Source organism: Pedobacter sp. 22226, assembly GCF_052045455.1.
GTDB classification, from domain to species: Bacteria; Bacteroidota; Bacteroidia; order Sphingobacteriales; family Sphingobacteriaceae; genus Pedobacter; species Pedobacter jeongneungensis.
Window position 1 is genome coordinate 353,222 of sequence record NZ_JBQEPB010000007.1, and the last position, 16,960, is coordinate 370,181.

At 38.3% G+C, this 16,960-nt stretch carries 15 protein-coding genes; 9 read left to right on the top strand and 6 right to left on the bottom strand.

What is annotated here, in order from left to right; translation table 11 throughout:
• The first annotated feature begins 75 nt into the window (after window positions 1-75).
• From ACTJKC_RS17845 to ACTJKC_RS17865, 5 genes are all read left to right on the top strand, one after another.
• The gene (locus ACTJKC_RS17845; protein ID WP_440793995.1) at window positions 76-1,869 is read left to right on the top strand and encodes an acyl-CoA dehydrogenase family protein; all 1,794 of its coding nucleotides are present in this window, start codon (window positions 76-78) and stop codon (window positions 1,867-1,869) included.
• Between the two features lie 195 nt (window positions 1,870-2,064).
• On the top strand, window positions 2,065-2,511 hold the full coding sequence (locus ACTJKC_RS17850; RefSeq protein ID WP_440793997.1) for an FKBP-type peptidyl-prolyl cis-trans isomerase: 447 nt from the start codon (window positions 2,065-2,067) through the stop codon (window positions 2,509-2,511).
• 154 nt (window positions 2,512-2,665) lie between these two features.
• Window positions 2,666-3,157 carry an FKBP-type peptidyl-prolyl cis-trans isomerase gene (locus tag ACTJKC_RS17855; RefSeq protein WP_440793999.1) on the top strand — a complete coding sequence of 164 codons (492 nt, stop codon included), beginning with the start codon at window positions 2,666-2,668 and terminating at the stop codon, window positions 3,155-3,157.
• 3 nt (window positions 3,158-3,160) lie between these two features.
• The gene (locus ACTJKC_RS17860) at window positions 3,161-4,099 is read left to right on the top strand and encodes an FKBP-type peptidyl-prolyl cis-trans isomerase (protein WP_440794001.1); all 939 of its coding nucleotides are present in this window, start codon (window positions 3,161-3,163) and stop codon (window positions 4,097-4,099) included.
• Between the two features lie 171 nt (window positions 4,100-4,270).
• Window positions 4,271-5,281, top strand: coding sequence for a hypothetical protein (locus ACTJKC_RS17865; protein WP_440794003.1), 1,011 nt, complete (start codon window positions 4,271-4,273; stop codon window positions 5,279-5,281).
• Here the strand turns inward: ACTJKC_RS17865 and ACTJKC_RS17870 are convergent.
• The gene (locus tag ACTJKC_RS17870) at window positions 5,278-6,573 is read right to left on the bottom strand and encodes a cryptochrome/photolyase family protein (RefSeq protein ID WP_440794005.1); all 1,296 of its coding nucleotides are present in this window, start codon (window positions 6,571-6,573) and stop codon (window positions 5,278-5,280) included. The two genes, ACTJKC_RS17865 and ACTJKC_RS17870, sit on opposite strands and share 4 nt — an antisense overlap.
• A gap of 126 nt (window positions 6,574-6,699) precedes the next feature.
• On the bottom strand, window positions 6,700-7,602 hold the full coding sequence (locus tag ACTJKC_RS17875; RefSeq protein WP_440794007.1) for a TIGR01777 family oxidoreductase: 903 nt from the start codon (window positions 7,600-7,602) through the stop codon (window positions 6,700-6,702).
• Between the two features lie 168 nt (window positions 7,603-7,770).
• Between ACTJKC_RS17875 and ACTJKC_RS17880 the strand changes: the two genes are divergently transcribed.
• The 4 genes from ACTJKC_RS17880 (at window position 7,771) to ACTJKC_RS17895 (ending at window position 13,921) form a co-directional block, all read left to right on the top strand.
• Window positions 7,771-9,045: a DASH family cryptochrome gene (locus ACTJKC_RS17880; RefSeq protein ID WP_440794009.1), complete on the top strand. Its 1,275-nt coding sequence runs from the start codon at window positions 7,771-7,773 to the stop codon at window positions 9,043-9,045.
• Between the two features lie 211 nt (window positions 9,046-9,256).
• The gene (locus ACTJKC_RS17885; RefSeq protein WP_440794011.1) at window positions 9,257-12,052 is read left to right on the top strand and encodes a 2-oxoglutarate dehydrogenase E1 component; all 2,796 of its coding nucleotides are present in this window, start codon (window positions 9,257-9,259) and stop codon (window positions 12,050-12,052) included.
• Window positions 12,053-12,233: 181 nt separating this feature from the next.
• Window positions 12,234-13,472, top strand: a complete 1,239-nt coding sequence (odhB, locus tag ACTJKC_RS17890; RefSeq protein ID WP_344852639.1) for a 2-oxoglutarate dehydrogenase complex dihydrolipoyllysine-residue succinyltransferase — start codon at window positions 12,234-12,236, stop codon at window positions 13,470-13,472.
• A 143-nt stretch (window positions 13,473-13,615) separates the two neighbouring features.
• Window positions 13,616-13,921 carry a DUF2809 domain-containing protein gene (locus ACTJKC_RS17895; protein ID WP_440794013.1) on the top strand — a complete coding sequence of 102 codons (306 nt, stop codon included), beginning with the start codon at window positions 13,616-13,618 and terminating at the stop codon, window positions 13,919-13,921.
• 162 nt (window positions 13,922-14,083) lie between these two features.
• On the opposite strand, the gene ACTJKC_RS17900 is transcribed toward ACTJKC_RS17895, so the two are convergent.
• The 4 genes from ACTJKC_RS17900 to ACTJKC_RS17915 form a co-directional block, all read right to left on the bottom strand.
• Window positions 14,084-14,764 carry a 3-keto-disaccharide hydrolase gene (locus ACTJKC_RS17900; RefSeq protein WP_440794015.1) on the bottom strand — a complete coding sequence of 227 codons (681 nt, stop codon included), beginning with the start codon at window positions 14,762-14,764 and terminating at the stop codon, window positions 14,084-14,086.
• 216 nt (window positions 14,765-14,980) lie between these two features.
• On the bottom strand, window positions 14,981-15,502 hold the full coding sequence (locus ACTJKC_RS17905; protein ID WP_440794017.1) for a DUF4269 domain-containing protein: 522 nt from the start codon (window positions 15,500-15,502) through the stop codon (window positions 14,981-14,983).
• A 469-nt stretch (window positions 15,503-15,971) separates the two neighbouring features.
• Window positions 15,972-16,574, bottom strand: a complete 603-nt coding sequence (locus ACTJKC_RS17910; protein ID WP_440794019.1) for a lipoprotein signal peptidase — start codon at window positions 16,572-16,574, stop codon at window positions 15,972-15,974.
• Complete coding sequence (locus tag ACTJKC_RS17915; RefSeq protein ID WP_025144123.1) at window positions 16,574-16,957, bottom strand: TraR/DksA family transcriptional regulator; 384 nt, start codon at window positions 16,955-16,957, stop codon at window positions 16,574-16,576. Before ACTJKC_RS17915 ends, ACTJKC_RS17910 begins: the two co-directional genes overlap by 1 nt.
• Window positions 16,958-16,960 lie beyond the last annotated feature (3 nt).

The following is a 16,960-nucleotide window of genomic DNA, read 5'->3' on the forward strand; positions in this document are numbered from 1 at the left end:
ACGTCTCGATACTCAAATCTTGATGCTTGATACCGATGTCTTGATACTTAAACCTCGCTACTAGATATTAAAACAATGGAAACAACTGAAAAAAAGACAATTAAAGGTGGAGAATTCTTAATTAAAGATACCACTTATCAGGAAGTATTTATCCCTGAGGAATTTGATGAAGAGCAGCAGATGATCGCACAAACTTGTCGCGATTTCCTGGCCTCTGAAGTTTATCCCAATTTAGATAAAATTGATAAACAGGAAGATCCTGAGTTAATGCCAACACTTTTAACAAAGGCAGGCGAACTGGGTATTCTTGGTGTATCGGTTCCTGAAGAGTATGGTGGTTTTGGTAAAAACTTCAATACATCCATGTTGGTGGCCGATGTGGTTGGCGCCGGACACTCTTTCGCCGTAGCACTTTCTGCACATACCGGTATTGGTACCTTACCGATTCTGTATTATGGTAACGAAGAACAAAAAGCAAAATATATCCCAAAACTGGGCTCAGGCGAGTGGAAAGCAGCCTATTGTTTAACTGAGCCAAACTCCGGATCGGATGCAAATTCAGGTAAAACAAAAGCTAAGCTGAGTGAAGATGGTAAACATTACATCATAAACGGGCAGAAAATGTGGATCACCAATGGTGGTTTTGCTGATATTTTTATTGTTTTTGCTAAAATCGATGATGATAAAAACTTAACTGCATTTATTGTTGAAAAGGAATTTGGTGGCATAACCATGAACCCGGAAGAACATAAAATGGGTATTAAAGGTTCTTCAACCCGTCAGGTTTTCTTTAACGATTGCCCTGTGCCGGTTGAAAATATGTTGAGTGAACGCGAAAACGGTTTTAAAATCGCGGTAAACATTTTAAATATCGGCCGTATTAAATTATCGGCAGCTGCGATCGGTGCTTCAAAAGCAACTTTAAATACAGCGATCAATTATTCTAATGAGCGGATCCAGTTTGGGCGTCCTATTTCGAAATACGGGGCCATTCGTTTTAAAATTGCAGAAATTGCCTCTAAACTTTATGCAGTAGATGCGGCAAATTACCGTGCCGGACAGAATATTGATGATACTTACGACCAACTGGTTGCAGGTGGAATGGAATCGGGTAAAGCCAGGCTAAAATCGGTTGAACAATTTGCAGTAGAGTGCGCCATCTTAAAGGTTTGGGGCTCGGAAGCGTTGGATTATACGGTAGATGAAGGCGTTCAGATTTACGGCGGTATGGGTTTCTCTGCCGATGCGCCAATGGACAGGGCTTACCGCGATGCCCGTATTAACCGGATTTTTGAAGGTACTAACGAAATCAACCGTTTATTAACTGTTGATATGATGTTGAAACGTGCCATGAAAGGAGAACTGGATTTAATGACGCCAGCCACAGCGGTTGCTGCTGAATTAATGAGTATTCCTGATTTTGGTGAAGAAGACACCACATTGTTTGCGGCAGAGAAAAAAGTACTCTCGAATTTGAAAAAAGCAACTTTAATGGTAGCTGGTGCTGCGGTTCAAAAGTTAATGATGACCCTGAGTAAAGAGCAGGAAATCTTAATGAATATTGCCGATATGGCGGGTTATGTTTATGTACTCGAATCTGCTTTATTAAGAACAGAAAAACTGGTAAATACCCGGGGCGAAGAAGCATCTGCTGGTCAGTTGGATTTATTGCGAATCTATTTGGTTGAAGCGGTAGATGGTATTGCAAAAGCAGGTAAAGAAGCACTTTGGGCATTCGCAGAAGGCGACGAACAACGCATGATGTTGGTAGGTTTACGCCGTTTTACAAAAGTAGAGCCATTTAATGTTAAAGAGGCACGCCAAAGAGTTGCGCAACAATTAATTGAAGCGAACAAATATATTTTTTAAGGCATTCAGGCTGAAAAGCGAAGGGTTTAAGAATTGGGTATATCACCAATTCTTAGACCCTTTTTTTGTTGCATGTCATGCTGAGGCACGAAGCATCTGCAGCCAATGAAAGAGATGCTTCGTGCCTCAGCATGACAAAAGTTGAAAAAATCATAACCCATTAGCTTTATAATATTAAAACCTTATTTTCGTACCATGATTAAATTTAGATTAATTTCGGTACTTCTTTTATGTGTAGTTGCGGTTTCATCCTGTAAAAAAGACGAAGATCCCGAAAAACAGATTACCGATTTCATCCAAAAGAACAATATCAATGCGGTTAGAGATGCATCTGGGTTATACTATCAGATCATTAAACCTGGTACAGGTTCTTTTACCTATCCGGCTAACACGAAAATCACCATCAAATACGAAGGTCGTTTGTTAAACGGTGATGTTTTCGATAATGGCGGGGGTAAAGAGCAAACATTCAACCTGGCCGAATTAATCCAGGGGTGGAGAATTGGTATTCCTAAAATTCAAAAAGGTGGCGAAATCAGGTTGATCGTTCCACCAGGCTTGGGTTATGGCAGTAGTGCTGTTGGACCGATTCCAGGTAATTCTGTATTGGATTTTAATATTCAGCTGTCCAATGCACAATAGGAGTAAAGACTTAAGGGAGAAAGACCAAAGCTGAAATCTGTATTCCAATTTTCAATAATGTTCTATGTTTTTTTGCCTTTACCCTTAAACGCTTTAAAAATTGTTAAAATAGGTTAAAAATTGTAGCATCCGTATTAAAAGCTTATTTTTGCGGATGATGGTTAAGTTTAAACATATTATTTTATTGATATGCCTTGCAGGATGCTTTGCAGCTTGTAAGAAGGATGTATCTATTGATGATTCTTACGACCCTACTCCTCAGTTTAAAGCTGATACCGCTGCAATCAGTGCATTTGTTAAAAATAATAATATCCCTGCAACAAAAGATGCCAGTGGTATTTTTTATCAGATTATAGCGCCCGGATCAGGAAACGTAAGTTATCTAACCTCTACGGTGATTACTGCAGATTATGAAGGCAGATTGTTAAACGGTACTATTTTCGATAGCACCAAAGGAACCCCAGCCTCTTTTAAACTTGGAAATGTTATTTTAGGATGGCAGTTTGGGATTCAAAAAATACAAAAAGGAGGAAAGATCAGGTTAATTATCCCATCTTATTTCGCCTACGGAACACAGTCGCCATCATCCCTGGTACCTGCTAATTCGATACTCGATTTTACTATAACACTTACAGACGTACAATAATAAATGAACAAATTTACCAAACTTGGCCTATTTACACTTTTACTGGCTACTGTAGTTTTCAGCTCGTGCAAAAAGGACTATGAGACGATAGAAAGCGTAGATGATGCAGCGATAAAGGCTTACATATCAAAAAATAATTTAACTCAGATGATATCTGATCCTGATAAAACAGGGTTTTATTATCAAGCTACGAATCCTACAGATGGAACATTTTTCTTGAATCCTGATTCAGTATTGTATGATGTAACTGTTAAATCTATGAATGATGGCACGACTTATCTTCAGCCTTCTCCAAATGGAAACCAAGGAAATTATGTTGGATATTTAAATGGTTTTATTGATCCGAGGCTTTCATCATCAACTTTTAATATTCCCGCAATAAGAACTGCAGTGTTAGGTCTTAAACCTGGGGGTAGCGCTAGAGTATTATTACCTTCTTATCTTGCATTCGGTAAAAATGGAGTAGGTTTTATACCGTCGAATGAAAATCTTGATCTTACAGTTAAAACATATCCATATCGTAAACAATGGTTATTTGATGATGATAAAATCAAAAGCTTTTTAACAACTAAAGGACTCAGTGCGACTAAAGATGCAAGTAGAATATACTATATCATTAGCTCTCTGGGAACTGGTAAGTCAATTGATCCGGAAGTTAGTACGGTTGTAATCAATTATACTGGACGCTTTTTAGATGGATCATCATTTGATTCAAATACTGCTGGAACTTTCTCAACTGTTTTATCTAGTACGGCGGCTTTAATCCAAGGATGGAAAATCTTAATTCCTAAGTTTCCCGCAGGTACAAAATTAAGAATGTTTATTCCTTCAGATCTTGCTTATGGGCCGTCTGGTAGCAGAGATAGTGCTACTGGTTTATATGTAATTCCACGTAATGCAGTTTTAGATTTTGATATAGAAATTGTAAGTGTTACAGATTAGTACGACCTTTTTTAATTTCTTTTTAAAAAAAATGCTCAACAATTAGTTGGGCATTTTTTGTGATATATTTTTTTTACAATCATATTTTTAAAGAGATTAATTAATAATAAATTTTTAAACTTAATTTTTAGTTGTATGTTTACGAAGTAAGGGAAAACATACAATTATGATATGAAAAACAAAATTAATTTACGCTGCTTAATACTACCATTATTAGGCGCTATCTCAATTGCTTCCTGTAAAAAGGATGGCAATATTGTAAATCCAAATGAAAAACTTGTAACCAATGCCGTAAGTATCGAGAATGGTTATTTGAAATTCAGAGATCAAAAAGCTTTTGATTCTATTCTTAATGTCCTCATAAAACCTGAAAATTTTAATTCTAAACCGAAAGAATTACAAAATTTTAAATCTTATCACGATGCTTACATCGAAATAGCTAAGGAATATGAAAATATAAATACGAGTAAATCATTTGATGACTTCAAGAGTAAGTACTCAAATATGGTAGAGATTCAGCCTGATAGCTCACTAAACTATAAATTTGGTACTCCACTTTCTGCATTATTTACAAATAGTAAGGGGGAGGTAAAAATTGGTGATTTTACAACTGTATATACTAAGGATAATAGAATAGTTTCATATAAAGGACAGCATAAAAATGAATTTGAAGTTGCAACTTTTAGCAAAACAGATCAAAGTCAGGGAATTTTTGTCAATAATCTTTCTAAAAGAAATACTAGTGCAAAAAGTAATCAAATCGCAAATGTTGAAGCGACTACTACTAGGGCCGTAAGATCTCGTTTGTATTATAACGATGATGGTAAACGAAGATTATTTGTTGATATTTGGGTTGATGAAACTCCTAATCAAGGTCCAGATGATTGGACACCTCGTCCTCCAATATCTAGGTATTATTGTACATCCAGGCAAGAGTTAAAGAAAACATTTGGAGGATGGAGAACAAATGAGACTGATTATTATTTTAATAATTTAGTTTATGCTTGGACAATACGAGGAGGCTTGGGGGATTATCGTTACTTTAATCTTGCAAATTATAGTGTGCAGGGGGTATATGGCCCTATTATAATCGATATGGCTACAATAAGTGAGGAAATTATTGGATTTAGCGGCTCTGGACACTTTACTTCTGGAGGTGTTCCAAATACACCAGTTTTTTAACTCAACGCCTCTTTAAAAACTTTTAACACCCTTTCTCTTGCAAAAGTATGCTCAACTATTGGTTGGGCATATTTTTTTGTTCCAAATTCTGGCACCCACTTTTTAATATATTCAAATTTAGGATCGAATCTTTTGGTCTGTAATTCGGGATTAAATACCCTAAAGTATGGTGCAGCGTCATTGCCTGATCCTGCTGCCCATTGCCAGCCACCAACATTGCTCGCCATTTCATAATCTAATAACTTTTCAGCAAAGTAGGTTTCTCCCCAGCGCCAGTCAATCAGTAAATGTTTGGTTAAAAAACTACCCACAACCATGCGTACGCGGTTATGCATCCAACCAGTTTGGTTCAGCTGCCGCATTCCGGCGTCTACAATAGGATAACCGGTTTTGCCCTCGCACCAGGCCTTAAATTCATCCTCATTATTACGCCATTTTATTTTATCATATTGTTTTTTAAAAGAATCGAAAGCTGAGTAGGAGAAATGCCAAAGGATCATCATATAAAACTCCCGCCAGGCCAGTTCAGAAAGCCAGACATTCGATTTTGCCTCAATTGCATCGCGCACTGCTTTTCTAATGCTTAAAGTGCCAAAACGTAAATGCAGGCCAATATGCGTGGTACCATCCAATGCGGGGAAATCCCGTTCTTTGGCATAGTCATCAAGTTTATTTTTATAACTGATTTTCGGAAAATCCAGTTTACTTTCCTCAAAACCCATATCTTTTAAAGTTGGGAGAGGTAAATGTTTGGTTTGTAATAAATTTTTGAGGTATTTTTTGGTAGGATATGCCTTTACATAAAAATCGTTCAATTTGGCATGCCACTGCTTGTAAAAAGGAGTAAAAACAGTGTAAGGTGTTTTATCTGCTTTTAAAATCTCATTTTTTTCAAAAATAACCTGATCCTTGTATGTTTTAAATATAATTTTTTCACTGGTTAAAAATTCAGCCATGTTATCATCGCGTTCGCGTGCATATGGCTCATAATCATGATTGGTGTAAACTTCCTTAACCTCATAATCTTTTAAAATTTCCGGCCAGATTTTTTCGGGCGTTCCATATTTTACCAATAAATCTGATCCCCGCTGTTGAAATTCTTTTTTTAAACCTTCAATCGTTTGGTAAATAAAAGTTACGCGGGCATCGTCTTTTGGGAGTTTATCCAGTATATTTTTATCAAAAATAAAAAGCGGCAAAACCGGATATTCACTTTTTAAAGCATGGTATAAAGCCGCATTATCTTCTAAACGTAAATCGCGACGGAACCAAAAGACGGATACAGAATTCATGTGTAATAGTAGGTTGTTAATAAAATATAGATGACTTTAAGCGTTTGGAGTTAGGCGTTTTGCGTCAATTAACCGGTTTAAACATTTAACCGATTAAACAACCAGTTTAAACAGTAACCAATTAACCTATCTATAAAGGTCTTCCAAAGCATCCTCCAAATGTGTGAATTTAAATTTAAATCCCGCGTCCAAAATTTTTTGTGCCGAGGTATTATTGCTCATTAAAACGGCTTCTACACGTTCTCCCAGTAATAATTCCAAAGCTTTTTTAGGGACTTTAACTGGCCAGACCGGGCGGTGCAGCTGTTTCGCAATGGCTTTAGTTAAGGCGCTGTTGGTGACTGGAAAAGGTGCGCAGGCATTATAACTGTCCTCCATTTTAAGGTTTTCTATGGCTTCAATATACATTTTAACCATATCATTAATGTGTATCCAGGGCGTCCATTGTTTGCCTGTACCCAATGGTGCACCAGCAAACAATTTTACTGGCTGAGCCAATTGCGGCAATGCTCCGCCTTTGGTGCTGAAAACAATCCCGGTACGGAGTTTTACAATCCTAAGGCTCAGTTTTTTACCCTGATCTACTGCATCTTCCCAAAGTTTACAGCATTCGGCTAAAAAACCATAACCGTTGGCGCTTTCTTCTGTTAAAATTTCATCACCGCAATCGCCATAAAAACCAACTGCAGAAGAAGAAACAAAAGATTTAATCTGATGATCTGGCCTTGATCTGATCGTTTTAAAAAGCAGTTCTGTAGATTTTACGCGACTGTCAATAATCTGTTTTTTGCGTTCATCAGTCCACTTTTTATCTGCTACAGGCTCACCTGCCAGATGGACAACGGCATCAACACCATTCAGGCAATTATCATCAATTGTTCCTTTGTAAACATCCCAAACGAAACTATTCGGATCTTCATTTTTCTTTCGGGAAAGGGTATTCACCGCGTAACCCTTACTTAATAAATGCTTTTTTAGCTCAGTACCCACCAGTCCGGTAGCTCCGGTAATCAGAATCTTCTTTGCCATATTTTTAAAACACTAAAGATACAAAAGGGTTTGTCGGCATAACTTTAAAATGTATTAATCTGGTTCTAATGCTTTTGTTACCTATTTGTAAAGAATTATTCAGGGGTTTGATGGAGAAGAAAAATAAGATAAATTTGTAAAGCGTTCTTACACCCTTTTCGATAAAAGATGTCCAAAAAAATTTTAGTCTGGTTTAGAAATGATCTTCGCTTGCATGATAATGAAATGCTGGTCGAGGCAATTGCTAAATCTGATTCAATTTTGCCTGTTTACATTCTCGATCCCCGTTCTTTTGGGGAAACAAAATACGGTACGCTAAAAACAGGCAATATCAGAGCGCAGTTTATTTTAGAAAGTGTTTTAGGTTTACGCAGTGCTTTAAAACAGATTGGCGGTAACCTGCTTATTGCCGAAGGTAGTCCCGAAGATATTATTCCGCAATTGGTGCAGGAATACGAAATTACCGAAGTGTACCATCACCGCGAAGTGGCCCGCGAAGAAACCCATGTTTCTACCCTGGTCGAAAATGCACTTTGGAAACTGCGTGTCAATCTCAAACATTTTATCGGTCATACCTTATATAATAAAGAAGATTTACCTTTCCCGATCAAAGATATTCCCGACGCTTTTAACCAGTTTAAAAAGAAAATTGAACGCGATTCGATCATTAAGCCCTGTTTTGCAGCGCCCGACCGGATTAACGTGGCTGAAGTAATTGATTGGGGAACATTATCCTCATTAGAAGATCTTAATCTTTTACCTCAACAGAAAGATCAGCGTGCTGATTTCGAATTTACGGGTGGCGAAGCCGAAGGTTTGGCGCATTTACAAAAGGTGATTGTAGCGATGCAACAGGCTGCAACGACCAAAAATCTAATTCTCGCTTCGAAACTTTCTGCCTGGCTGGCCATGGGCAGTTTATCGCCCCGTAAAGTATATTGGGAAATTAAAAAAATGGAAGGTGTACCCAATACCAAAGCCATGTTCAATCATATTTTATTAGGATTGCTTTGGAGGGATTATTTCCGTTTCATGTTCAAGAAATACGGCAATACCTTTTTCAGTCCGGATGGATTTGGCAGTCAGGGTTTGGTTGATATTGCAAATGAGCAGGACAACTTCAATAAATGGAAAAATGCACAGACCGGATTTGCGGTAGTAGATGCGGTAATGACGGAGTTAAATCAAACCGGTTTTATCTCGAATATTGCCAGGCAAACGGCTGCTTTATACCTGATCAATAACCTTGAGGTGAGCTGGATTTTTGGTGCAGCTTACTTTGAAGAAAAACTGATCGATTATAACCCGGCAAGTAACTGGGGCAACTGGGCCAATGTGGCTGGCGTGGGGAACGATCAGAAATCAAAAAGTGTATTCGATTTAGATAAAAACATCAAAAATCTCGACCCAAAAGGCAACTATGCTTTAACTTGGGCATCATAGTTGTAATGACTGAATGAATGATTATTTAATGATTGAATGACTGAATTTTGAAGGATTGAATTTGCAGAGTTTTCGATTATTACAGGTCGTATTTTTATCATTCAATCATTAGATCATTCTCTCATTCAATAAATCGTATTTTAATCGAGATTTTTGCCGTTTATATAAGGTAAAATTCTAATTTTGTAGTGCTTATAGTAAATAGTTAATAATGGATAAATTATCTTATCTTAATGGCGCAAACGCCGAATATATAGAGTCTTTATATCAGTCGTATCAACAAGATCCTGAGTCGGTTGAGTTTGGCTGGCAGAAATTTTTCGAAGGTTTCGATTTTGGAAGAGGATCGGAAGCGCCGGCGGTAACCGCAGAAACTCCTGAACAATTTTTAAAAGAGGTTAATGTTTTAAACCTGATTGATGGCTATCGCAGCCGCGGTCACCTGTTTACACATACCAATCCGGTACGCGAAAGACGTAAACATTTGCCAACGTTAGATCTTGCCAATTTTGGATTATCTGATGCCGACCTGGAAACCGTCTTCAACTCTGGTGTAGAGATTGGTATCGGTGCAGCAAAACTGAAAGATATTGTAGCCTTTTTAAAACAAACATACGCACACTCCATCGGTGCAGAATATAAATTTTTACGTACACCAGAAGTGTTGAACTGGATTCAACAAAAAATGGAAAGTGCACGTAATACCCCTAACTTCTCTATTGAAGAGAAAAAACGCATTCTACGGAAATTAAACGAAGCAGTAAGTTTCGAAAATTTCCTTGGGACAAAATTCTTAGGTCAGAAGCGTTTCTCTTTAGAAGGTGCTGAGGCTTTAATTCCGGCATTGGATTCGGTTATTGAAAAAGGTGCCGAATTGGGAATTGAAGAATTTGTAATCGGTATGGCTCACCGCGGACGTTTAAACGTGCTGGCCAATATCATGCAAAAAACCTATAAAGATATTTTTGCAGAATTTGAAGGTAAAAGTTATAATCCGGATACCCCATTTGGCGGTGATGTAAAATATCACTTAGGTTACTCAACCGATGTAACGACGAATGCAGGTAAAAGTGTTCACTTAAGTTTATGTCCTAACCCATCTCACTTAGAAACAGTTGATGGTGTGGTAGAAGGCATGAGCCGTTCTAAAATTGATTTCAAATATGGTGGCGATAACAGTCGTTTAGCGCCAATTTTGATCCACGGTGATGCATCGGTTGCTGGTCAGGGTATTGTTTACGAAGTGATTCAGATGGCAGGCCTTGAAGGTTATAAAACCGGTGGAACCATTCACCTGGTGATTAACAACCAGATCGGTTTTACCACTAACTATAAAGATGCACGTACCAGTACCTATTGTACTGATATTGCAAAAGTGACCTTATCTCCGGTTTTCCACGTTAATGGTGATGATCCTGAGGCTTTGGTTTATGCGATCAACCTGGCAATGGAATACCGTCAGAAATACAAAAACGACGTATTCATTGATATTCTTTGCTACCGTCGTTTCGGTCACAATGAGTCTGATGAGCCTAAATTCACCCAGCCTTTATTGTACAAAACTATTGAGAAACACCCTAATCCAAGGGAAATCTATATTGAGCAGTTAACTAAAGAAGGTAAGTTAGAGGCGGGATTGGCAAAAGAAATGGAAAAAGATTTCCGCGGTATTTTGCAGGAACGTTTAAACGAAGCCAAAGAATTTGTTGCCGGTAATGCTGAAGTTAAATTTGGTGGTGCATGGGCAGATTTACGTATGGCGACACCGAAAGATTTTGAATCTTCTCCGGTTACTGCAGTTAAAAAATCTACTTTATTAGAAATTGGTAAACGCATTACTGCTTTGCCAACCAATAAAAAGTTCTTCAAAAAAATCGAAAAACTATTTGTTGAGCGTAGCAAAATGGTTAACGAAACCAATGTTTTCGATTGGGCAATGGGCGAGCAGCTGGCTTATGGTACTTTGTTATCAGAAGGTAAACGTGTTCGTTTAAGCGGTCAGGATGTAGAGCGTGGTACTTTTTCTCACCGTCATGCCGTTTTAACGCTTGAAGACAGTGAGGAAGAATATGTGCCATTGGCAAATATTTCTGATCAGCAGGCACCATTTGATATTTACAATTCACACTTATCTGAGTATGGTGTTTTAGGCTTCGAATATGGTTATGCCATGGCCAATCCTAATGCTTTAACTATTTGGGAAGCACAATTTGGTGATTTCTTTAACGGGGCACAAATCGTTGTAGATCAGTATATTGCAAGTGCTGAGACGAAATGGCAACGCGAAAACGGTTTGGTAATGTTATTGCCTCACGGTTATGAAGGTCAGGGACCAGAGCACTCATCAGCACGCATTGAGCGTTTTATGGAGCTTTGTGCCGATTATAACATGCAGGTAACCAACTGCACTACTCCGGCAAACTTCTTCCACGTTTTACGCCGTCAGTTTAAACGCGATTTCCGTAAGCCATTGGTGGTATTTACACCTAAAAGCTTATTGCGTCACCCGGCCTGTGTTTCTAAATTAGAAGAATTTACAGAGGGTGGATTTAAAGAGGTAATTGATGATGTAAATGCTAAAGTTTCAGACGTTACCCGTATCGTTTTCTGTAGCGGTAAAATTTACTATGAGTTGCTTGAGAAACAGCAGGCTGATAAAATCAAACACGTGGCTTTGGTTCGTGTAGAGCAGTTGTATCCAACGCCGGTTGATCAGATGGAAGCGATCCAGAAAAAATATAAAAATGCGAAAGAAATTTTCTGGGTACAGGAAGAGCCAGAGAACATGGGCGCCTGGCCATATTTATTCCGGAGGTTGTACAAAACCGCATTAAAAGGCATTGATGTAATTTCGAGAAGAGAAAGCAGCAGTACAGCAACCGGTTTTGCAAAACAACACGCTAACCAACAAGCTTATATTTTAGCAAAAGCTTTAGAGGTTTCGGTAACTGAGGATGTGAAAGATATCGCTAAAAAAGCAACAAAAAAATTAGTTCAGATCGATTAGTGAGGTTTGAGGCGTAAGGTTTGAGGTTTAGGGTTAAGTATCCGGAACATCCCAACTTTACAACATTTAACAATAAAAATTAGGTTTAAGGCGTAAGGTATGAGGTTTAAGGTTAAGTACCTGAAACATGCTAACTTTACAACATTTCAACCTTTAACGATAAAAACATAACATTACAAAAATGAGTTTAGAGATAAAAGTTCCACCTGTTGGTGAGTCGATAACCGAAGTTGTTTTATCACGCTGGATAAAAAACGATGGCGATGTTGTTGAAATGGATGAAGTAATTGCCGAATTAGAATCGGATAAAGCTACATTCGAATTAACTGCAGAACAAGCTGGAACTTTAAAAACCATAGCAGCCGAAGGCGATACGTTAGCCATTGGTGCAGTAGTTTGTAAAATTGAAGACGGTGGTGCAGCTGCTGCTCCGAAGGCTGAAGGCGAAAGTCCTAAGGCTGATGCACAGGCTCCGGCTGCTGTTGCAGAGGCGCCTAAGGCTCAGGATTCAGCTGCTTCTAGAGATTCTTACGCTACAGGTACTCCATCTCCTGCTGCTGGTAAAATTCTTGCAGAAAAAGGAATTGATGCTGGTGCAGTAAAAGGTACGGGTGTTGATGGCCGTATTACTAAGGATGATGCTGTGAAAGCTGAAGCCGGTAAAAAACCAGAAGCACCAAAAGCGAGTGCACCAGTCGCAACTGCTGCTCCTGCAGGTAGCCGTGGCGAGCGTCGCGAGAAAATGTCTCCGTTGCGTAGAACGGTTGCAAAACGTTTGGTTGCTGTTAAAAATGAAACCGCCATGTTAACTACTTTTAACGAAGTTAACATGAAGCCAATTATGGATTTACGCGGAAAATATAAAGACCAGTTTAAAGAAAAATTTGGTGTTGGTTTAGGTTTCATGAGCTTTTTCACTAAAGCAGTTACTGAAGCTTTAAAAGATTTCCCTGCGGTTAACGGCCGTATTGAAGGCGAAGAATTGGTGTACAACGATTTCGCTGATATTTCTATCGCAGTTTCTGCTCCAAAAGGTTTGGTTGTTCCGGTAATCCGTAATGCAGAAAGCATGACTTTAGCGCAGATCGAAAAATCTGTATTAGAATTAGCTTTAAAGGCACGTGATAGCAAATTAACCATCGAAGAAATGACTGGTGGAACATTCACGATCACAAATGGTGGTGTGTTTGGTTCAATGATGTCGACTCCGATTATTAATGCACCACAATCGGCTATTTTAGGGATGCACAACATTGTTGAACGTCCGGTTGCTGAAAAAGGTGAGGTGGTAATCCGTCCGATGATGTATGTTGCTTTATCTTACGATCACAGAATTATCGACGGACGCGAGTCGGTTGGTTTCCTGGTTCGTGTGAAACAACTGTTAGAAGATCCGGCCAGATTGCTTTTGGGCGTTTAACCCCTAAATCCCCTAAAGGAGACTTTATATGTTTAGAGAGAAGTCAGTTTTTTTTAAAACTTGACTTCTCTTTTTTTTTGCTCCAAAAAATGAAATTAACTTTTAGCTTAAAGTTTAGCCTTATTTTCCTTTTAATTTTCATCGTGGAAATTCTAATTGGTAAATACCTTGATGATGCAATTATACGCCCTTTTGGCGGTGACGTATTGGTGGTTGTTTTGATTTACGCTTTTTTTAAGATTTTTCTGAAAACCAATAACAGGTGGTTGGCCTTAGGCGTCCTGATTTTTTCTCTCATCATTGAGTTTTTGCAAAAAGTAAATTATGTTACCTGGCTGGGCCTGGAGCATAATAAGTTAATGAGTATTGTTTTAGGAACTTCCTTTAGCTATTATGATTTACTGGCCTATTTTGTGGGTTATTTGATTTGTTTATTGTTTAAGGATTGAATTTTGAGCTACTTCATAAAGATGGTCGTCATCTCGACTGTAACGTCCCGAATATTCGGGAGAGAGATCTATCTTCTGACAGATTTCTCAACTGTGTTGCACCCGATAGCTATCAGGTCCGCTCAAAATGACGATTGGAAGGTACTAATCACTAAAAAAAGCTTATTTAGACAATTCTTTAATCTGCTTTAAATCCAGTTGTTTAAATTCTACTTCACTACCTTCTGCTTGTAGTGCAATCTGGCCGCTGCTTGCGGTACAGTTTGTACCATAGTTTACCAATGTACCATTTACCCAAACTTTAACTTTGTTATTCAGGCATTGTATGATCATGGTGTTCCATTCGCCAAGTGGTTTTTCGCTATCATCGGTTAAGTTTTTAATCCGGCGGAGTTTATCACCATTTACACCCCAGTTTTCTTTTGGTCCGCGTCTGGTAACCATATCGGGCACCGAAATGTCTTCTTCAATACACCAGAAATCGCCGGCATCTTTATGCTGCATCTGCACTTCCAAGGATTTTGGGAACATGCCATATAATGCTCTTGGTGTTGATGCATGCACCAATACTCCACAGTTACCTGGTTTGCCTGCAAAACGGTATTGAACGGTTAACTGGTAATTTTTATAAATTTTATCGGTTATTAAATGTCCGCCTGGTGTGCCTAAACTTACGAGTAATCCGTTGCGTACGATAAACGGATTAATGGTATCCGACTTTTTATCCATGGCAGGAACATCTACATGCCAGCCATTAAGATTTTTGCCGTTAAAAAGACTTTTTTGTGCAAATGCTGAGGTGCTCAATGTGATGAGCATACAAAGGAAATAATGTAATTTCATGATATTTGGTTTTGTATTCCAAATATATTTTAAAAAATTGGAAAACTGTGTTGATGGTTGTCTTCCTGAATGATCAGTTTTAGAAAAAACAAAGGAGTTGGGTAACAGGTTAAGATAAATCGTCATCTCGACCGCAGTGGAGAGATCTTTTAACATGACCCAAAGATCTCTCCACTCCGCGTTGCTCCGGAGATGACGACCCGTTTGAAGAGTACATTAGTAGGATGCTAACTTCAATAATTCCTCATAAGCATTTCCATCGATCCCGAGTAATTTTGCAAATGCTGGTTCGGTTTTGTAGCCCTGCTTTTTTAAAGAGATAATTTCCTGTCTAAATTCTTCTCCTTTTTCCAGGAGTAATTTATATTCGATTAGCATGTGGCGGTAAGCGTTTTGCTGCGTGGCAGGTACGTTTTGTCCAAATATTTCTATCTCGAACCCATCAACTATAAAATTTGCTTTAATGGCTTCAAATTTTGGACTTTCCATAACCAAGAAATCTTTTTCAGAGCCAAAAACAGCAATTAACCGGTCAATAAATTCATCTTTATCAGATATTTCGCAGATAATATCCAGATCACTGTTTTCGATGTCGATATTAATTGGTATAGTGCCGACTAAAATGGGCTTATATGCAACAAGTTTTTCTAAAATTTGGTGATCGGTTATAACCTGATAAGCTTTTGCCTGCTTTTCGTTTCCTGACTGGAGATAAGATATGTTGAGGAAGTTGATCATTATTTTGCTTTTACACTTAGCGTGAAAGATCCTGAAATAAATTCAAGATGACGGGTAGATATTGATTTTTTCTTCCTTGCACTACCCAAAGTTACTAAACCCGATAGGATAAATGCCAATGCTTTCTAATTCTATCTTCGTTTTTATCAAGAACCTAAAACAAAGCACAGGCTGCATTGGCAGAAAGGATAGCGGGAAGAGACTTAAATATTTGCTGCTGTACCTGCTTTCCAAAAACATTAAGAAATAATATCGGTATTGTGAGGCACGAAGCAATGTTATAACTGTCGTTAATAATATGCTTAGTAAGATTGCTTCGTCATTCCGCCTCGCAATAACGATTTAACAAAAAAAGCCCATCTCATTTAAGAAATGGGCAATGTTTTCATGTATCATCTCGAATTATCTCAAGGTCTTGCTAATTAGATGCTGATCCCGAAGCTTCGGGACAGCATGACGAATCGCTCGCTTAATCTTCTACAATTTCGCTATTGATGCTTACTTCGTCCTTAACATCTTCTTTAAAGTAGTTTTTTTGGAAAATAAGGATCAGTATCACCCCTACAGAAATGGCTGCGTCTGCAAGGTTAAAAACCGGCCTGAAGAATACAAATTCTTCACCTCCCCATATGGGTAACCAGGCAGGGAAGTGGCCTTCGGCAATCGGGAAGTAGAACATATCTACCACGCGGCCGTGGAACCAGCTTTCGTAGCCATAAATTTTTCCGTAAAATACAGAATCGATAATATTACCTAATGCACCTGAAAAGATCAGGGCAACATTAAGGATCAATCCACGATGGTATTTATGCTTAATTAAATAATGTAAACCATAACCAATCCCTGCAACTGCTGCAATGCGGAAAAGCGATAAGGCTAATTTGCCAAATTCGCCACCAAACTCCATACCGAAAGCCATACCATTATTTTCGGTAAAATGGATGATAAACCACTTACCAATAATGTGGAACTCCTGACCAAGGTACATGTGCGTTTTAACCCATGTTTTAACCAGCTGATCGGCCAGTAAAACTAAAAAGATTACAATTAAAGGTTTTGTATAGCCTTTCATTAACTCTGCTTTAATTTAGCTTCCATGCTTAAGGTTGCATGCGGTACTGCACGTAAACGTTCTTTCTGGATTAACTTACCGGTTTCGCGGCAAATACCATACGTTTTGTTTTCGATACGCACCAATGCGTTTTCCAGGTTATCAATAAATTTTTTCTGACGGGCAGCCAATTGATTGATCTGTTCTTTCTCCATTGTTGCAGAACCGTCTTCTAATGTTTTGTAAGCACCAGAAGTATCTTCAGTTCCGTTTGCATTTGGGTTACTCAAAGAAGTGGTTAAAGAGTTAAGTTCCTCTTTCGCCATGCGTAATTTATCTTGAATTAATTCTTTAAATTCCTGAAGTTCACTGTCTGAGTAGCGTGTTTTATTACTGTTTTCCATGTT

What these genes read in the sequence shown, in the direction of transcription:
- ACTJKC_RS17845 (WP_440793995.1), top strand. Translation starts at nt 76, where the DNA reads ATGGAAACAACTGAAAAAAAGACAATTAAAGGTGGAGAATTCTTAATT.
- ACTJKC_RS17850 (WP_440793997.1), top strand. Translation starts at nt 2,065, where the DNA reads ATGATTAAATTTAGATTAATTTCGGTACTTCTTTTATGTGTAGTTGCG.
- ACTJKC_RS17855 (WP_440793999.1), top strand. Translation starts at nt 2,666, where the DNA reads ATGATGGTTAAGTTTAAACATATTATTTTATTGATATGCCTTGCAGGA.
- ACTJKC_RS17860 (WP_440794001.1), top strand. Translation starts at nt 3,161, where the DNA reads ATGAACAAATTTACCAAACTTGGCCTATTTACACTTTTACTGGCTACT.
- ACTJKC_RS17865 (WP_440794003.1), top strand. Translation starts at nt 4,271, where the DNA reads ATGAAAAACAAAATTAATTTACGCTGCTTAATACTACCATTATTAGGC.
- ACTJKC_RS17870 (WP_440794005.1), bottom strand. Translation starts at nt 6,573, where the DNA reads ATGAATTCTGTATCCGTCTTTTGGTTCCGTCGCGATTTACGTTTAGAA.
- ACTJKC_RS17875 (WP_440794007.1), bottom strand. Translation starts at nt 7,602, where the DNA reads ATGGCAAAGAAGATTCTGATTACCGGAGCTACCGGACTGGTGGGTACT.
- ACTJKC_RS17880 (WP_440794009.1), top strand. Translation starts at nt 7,771, where the DNA reads ATGTCCAAAAAAATTTTAGTCTGGTTTAGAAATGATCTTCGCTTGCAT.
- ACTJKC_RS17885 (WP_440794011.1), top strand. Translation starts at nt 9,257, where the DNA reads ATGGATAAATTATCTTATCTTAATGGCGCAAACGCCGAATATATAGAG.
- odhB (WP_344852639.1), top strand. Translation starts at nt 12,234, where the DNA reads ATGAGTTTAGAGATAAAAGTTCCACCTGTTGGTGAGTCGATAACCGAA.
- ACTJKC_RS17900 (WP_440794015.1), bottom strand. Translation starts at nt 14,764, where the DNA reads ATGAAATTACATTATTTCCTTTGTATGCTCATCACATTGAGCACCTCA.
- ACTJKC_RS17905 (WP_440794017.1), bottom strand. Translation starts at nt 15,502, where the DNA reads ATGATCAACTTCCTCAACATATCTTATCTCCAGTCAGGAAACGAAAAG.
- ACTJKC_RS17910 (WP_440794019.1), bottom strand. Translation starts at nt 16,574, where the DNA reads ATGAAAGGCTATACAAAACCTTTAATTGTAATCTTTTTAGTTTTACTG.
- ACTJKC_RS17915 (WP_025144123.1), bottom strand. Translation starts at nt 16,957, where the DNA reads ATGGAAAACAGTAATAAAACACGCTACTCAGACAGTGAACTTCAGGAA.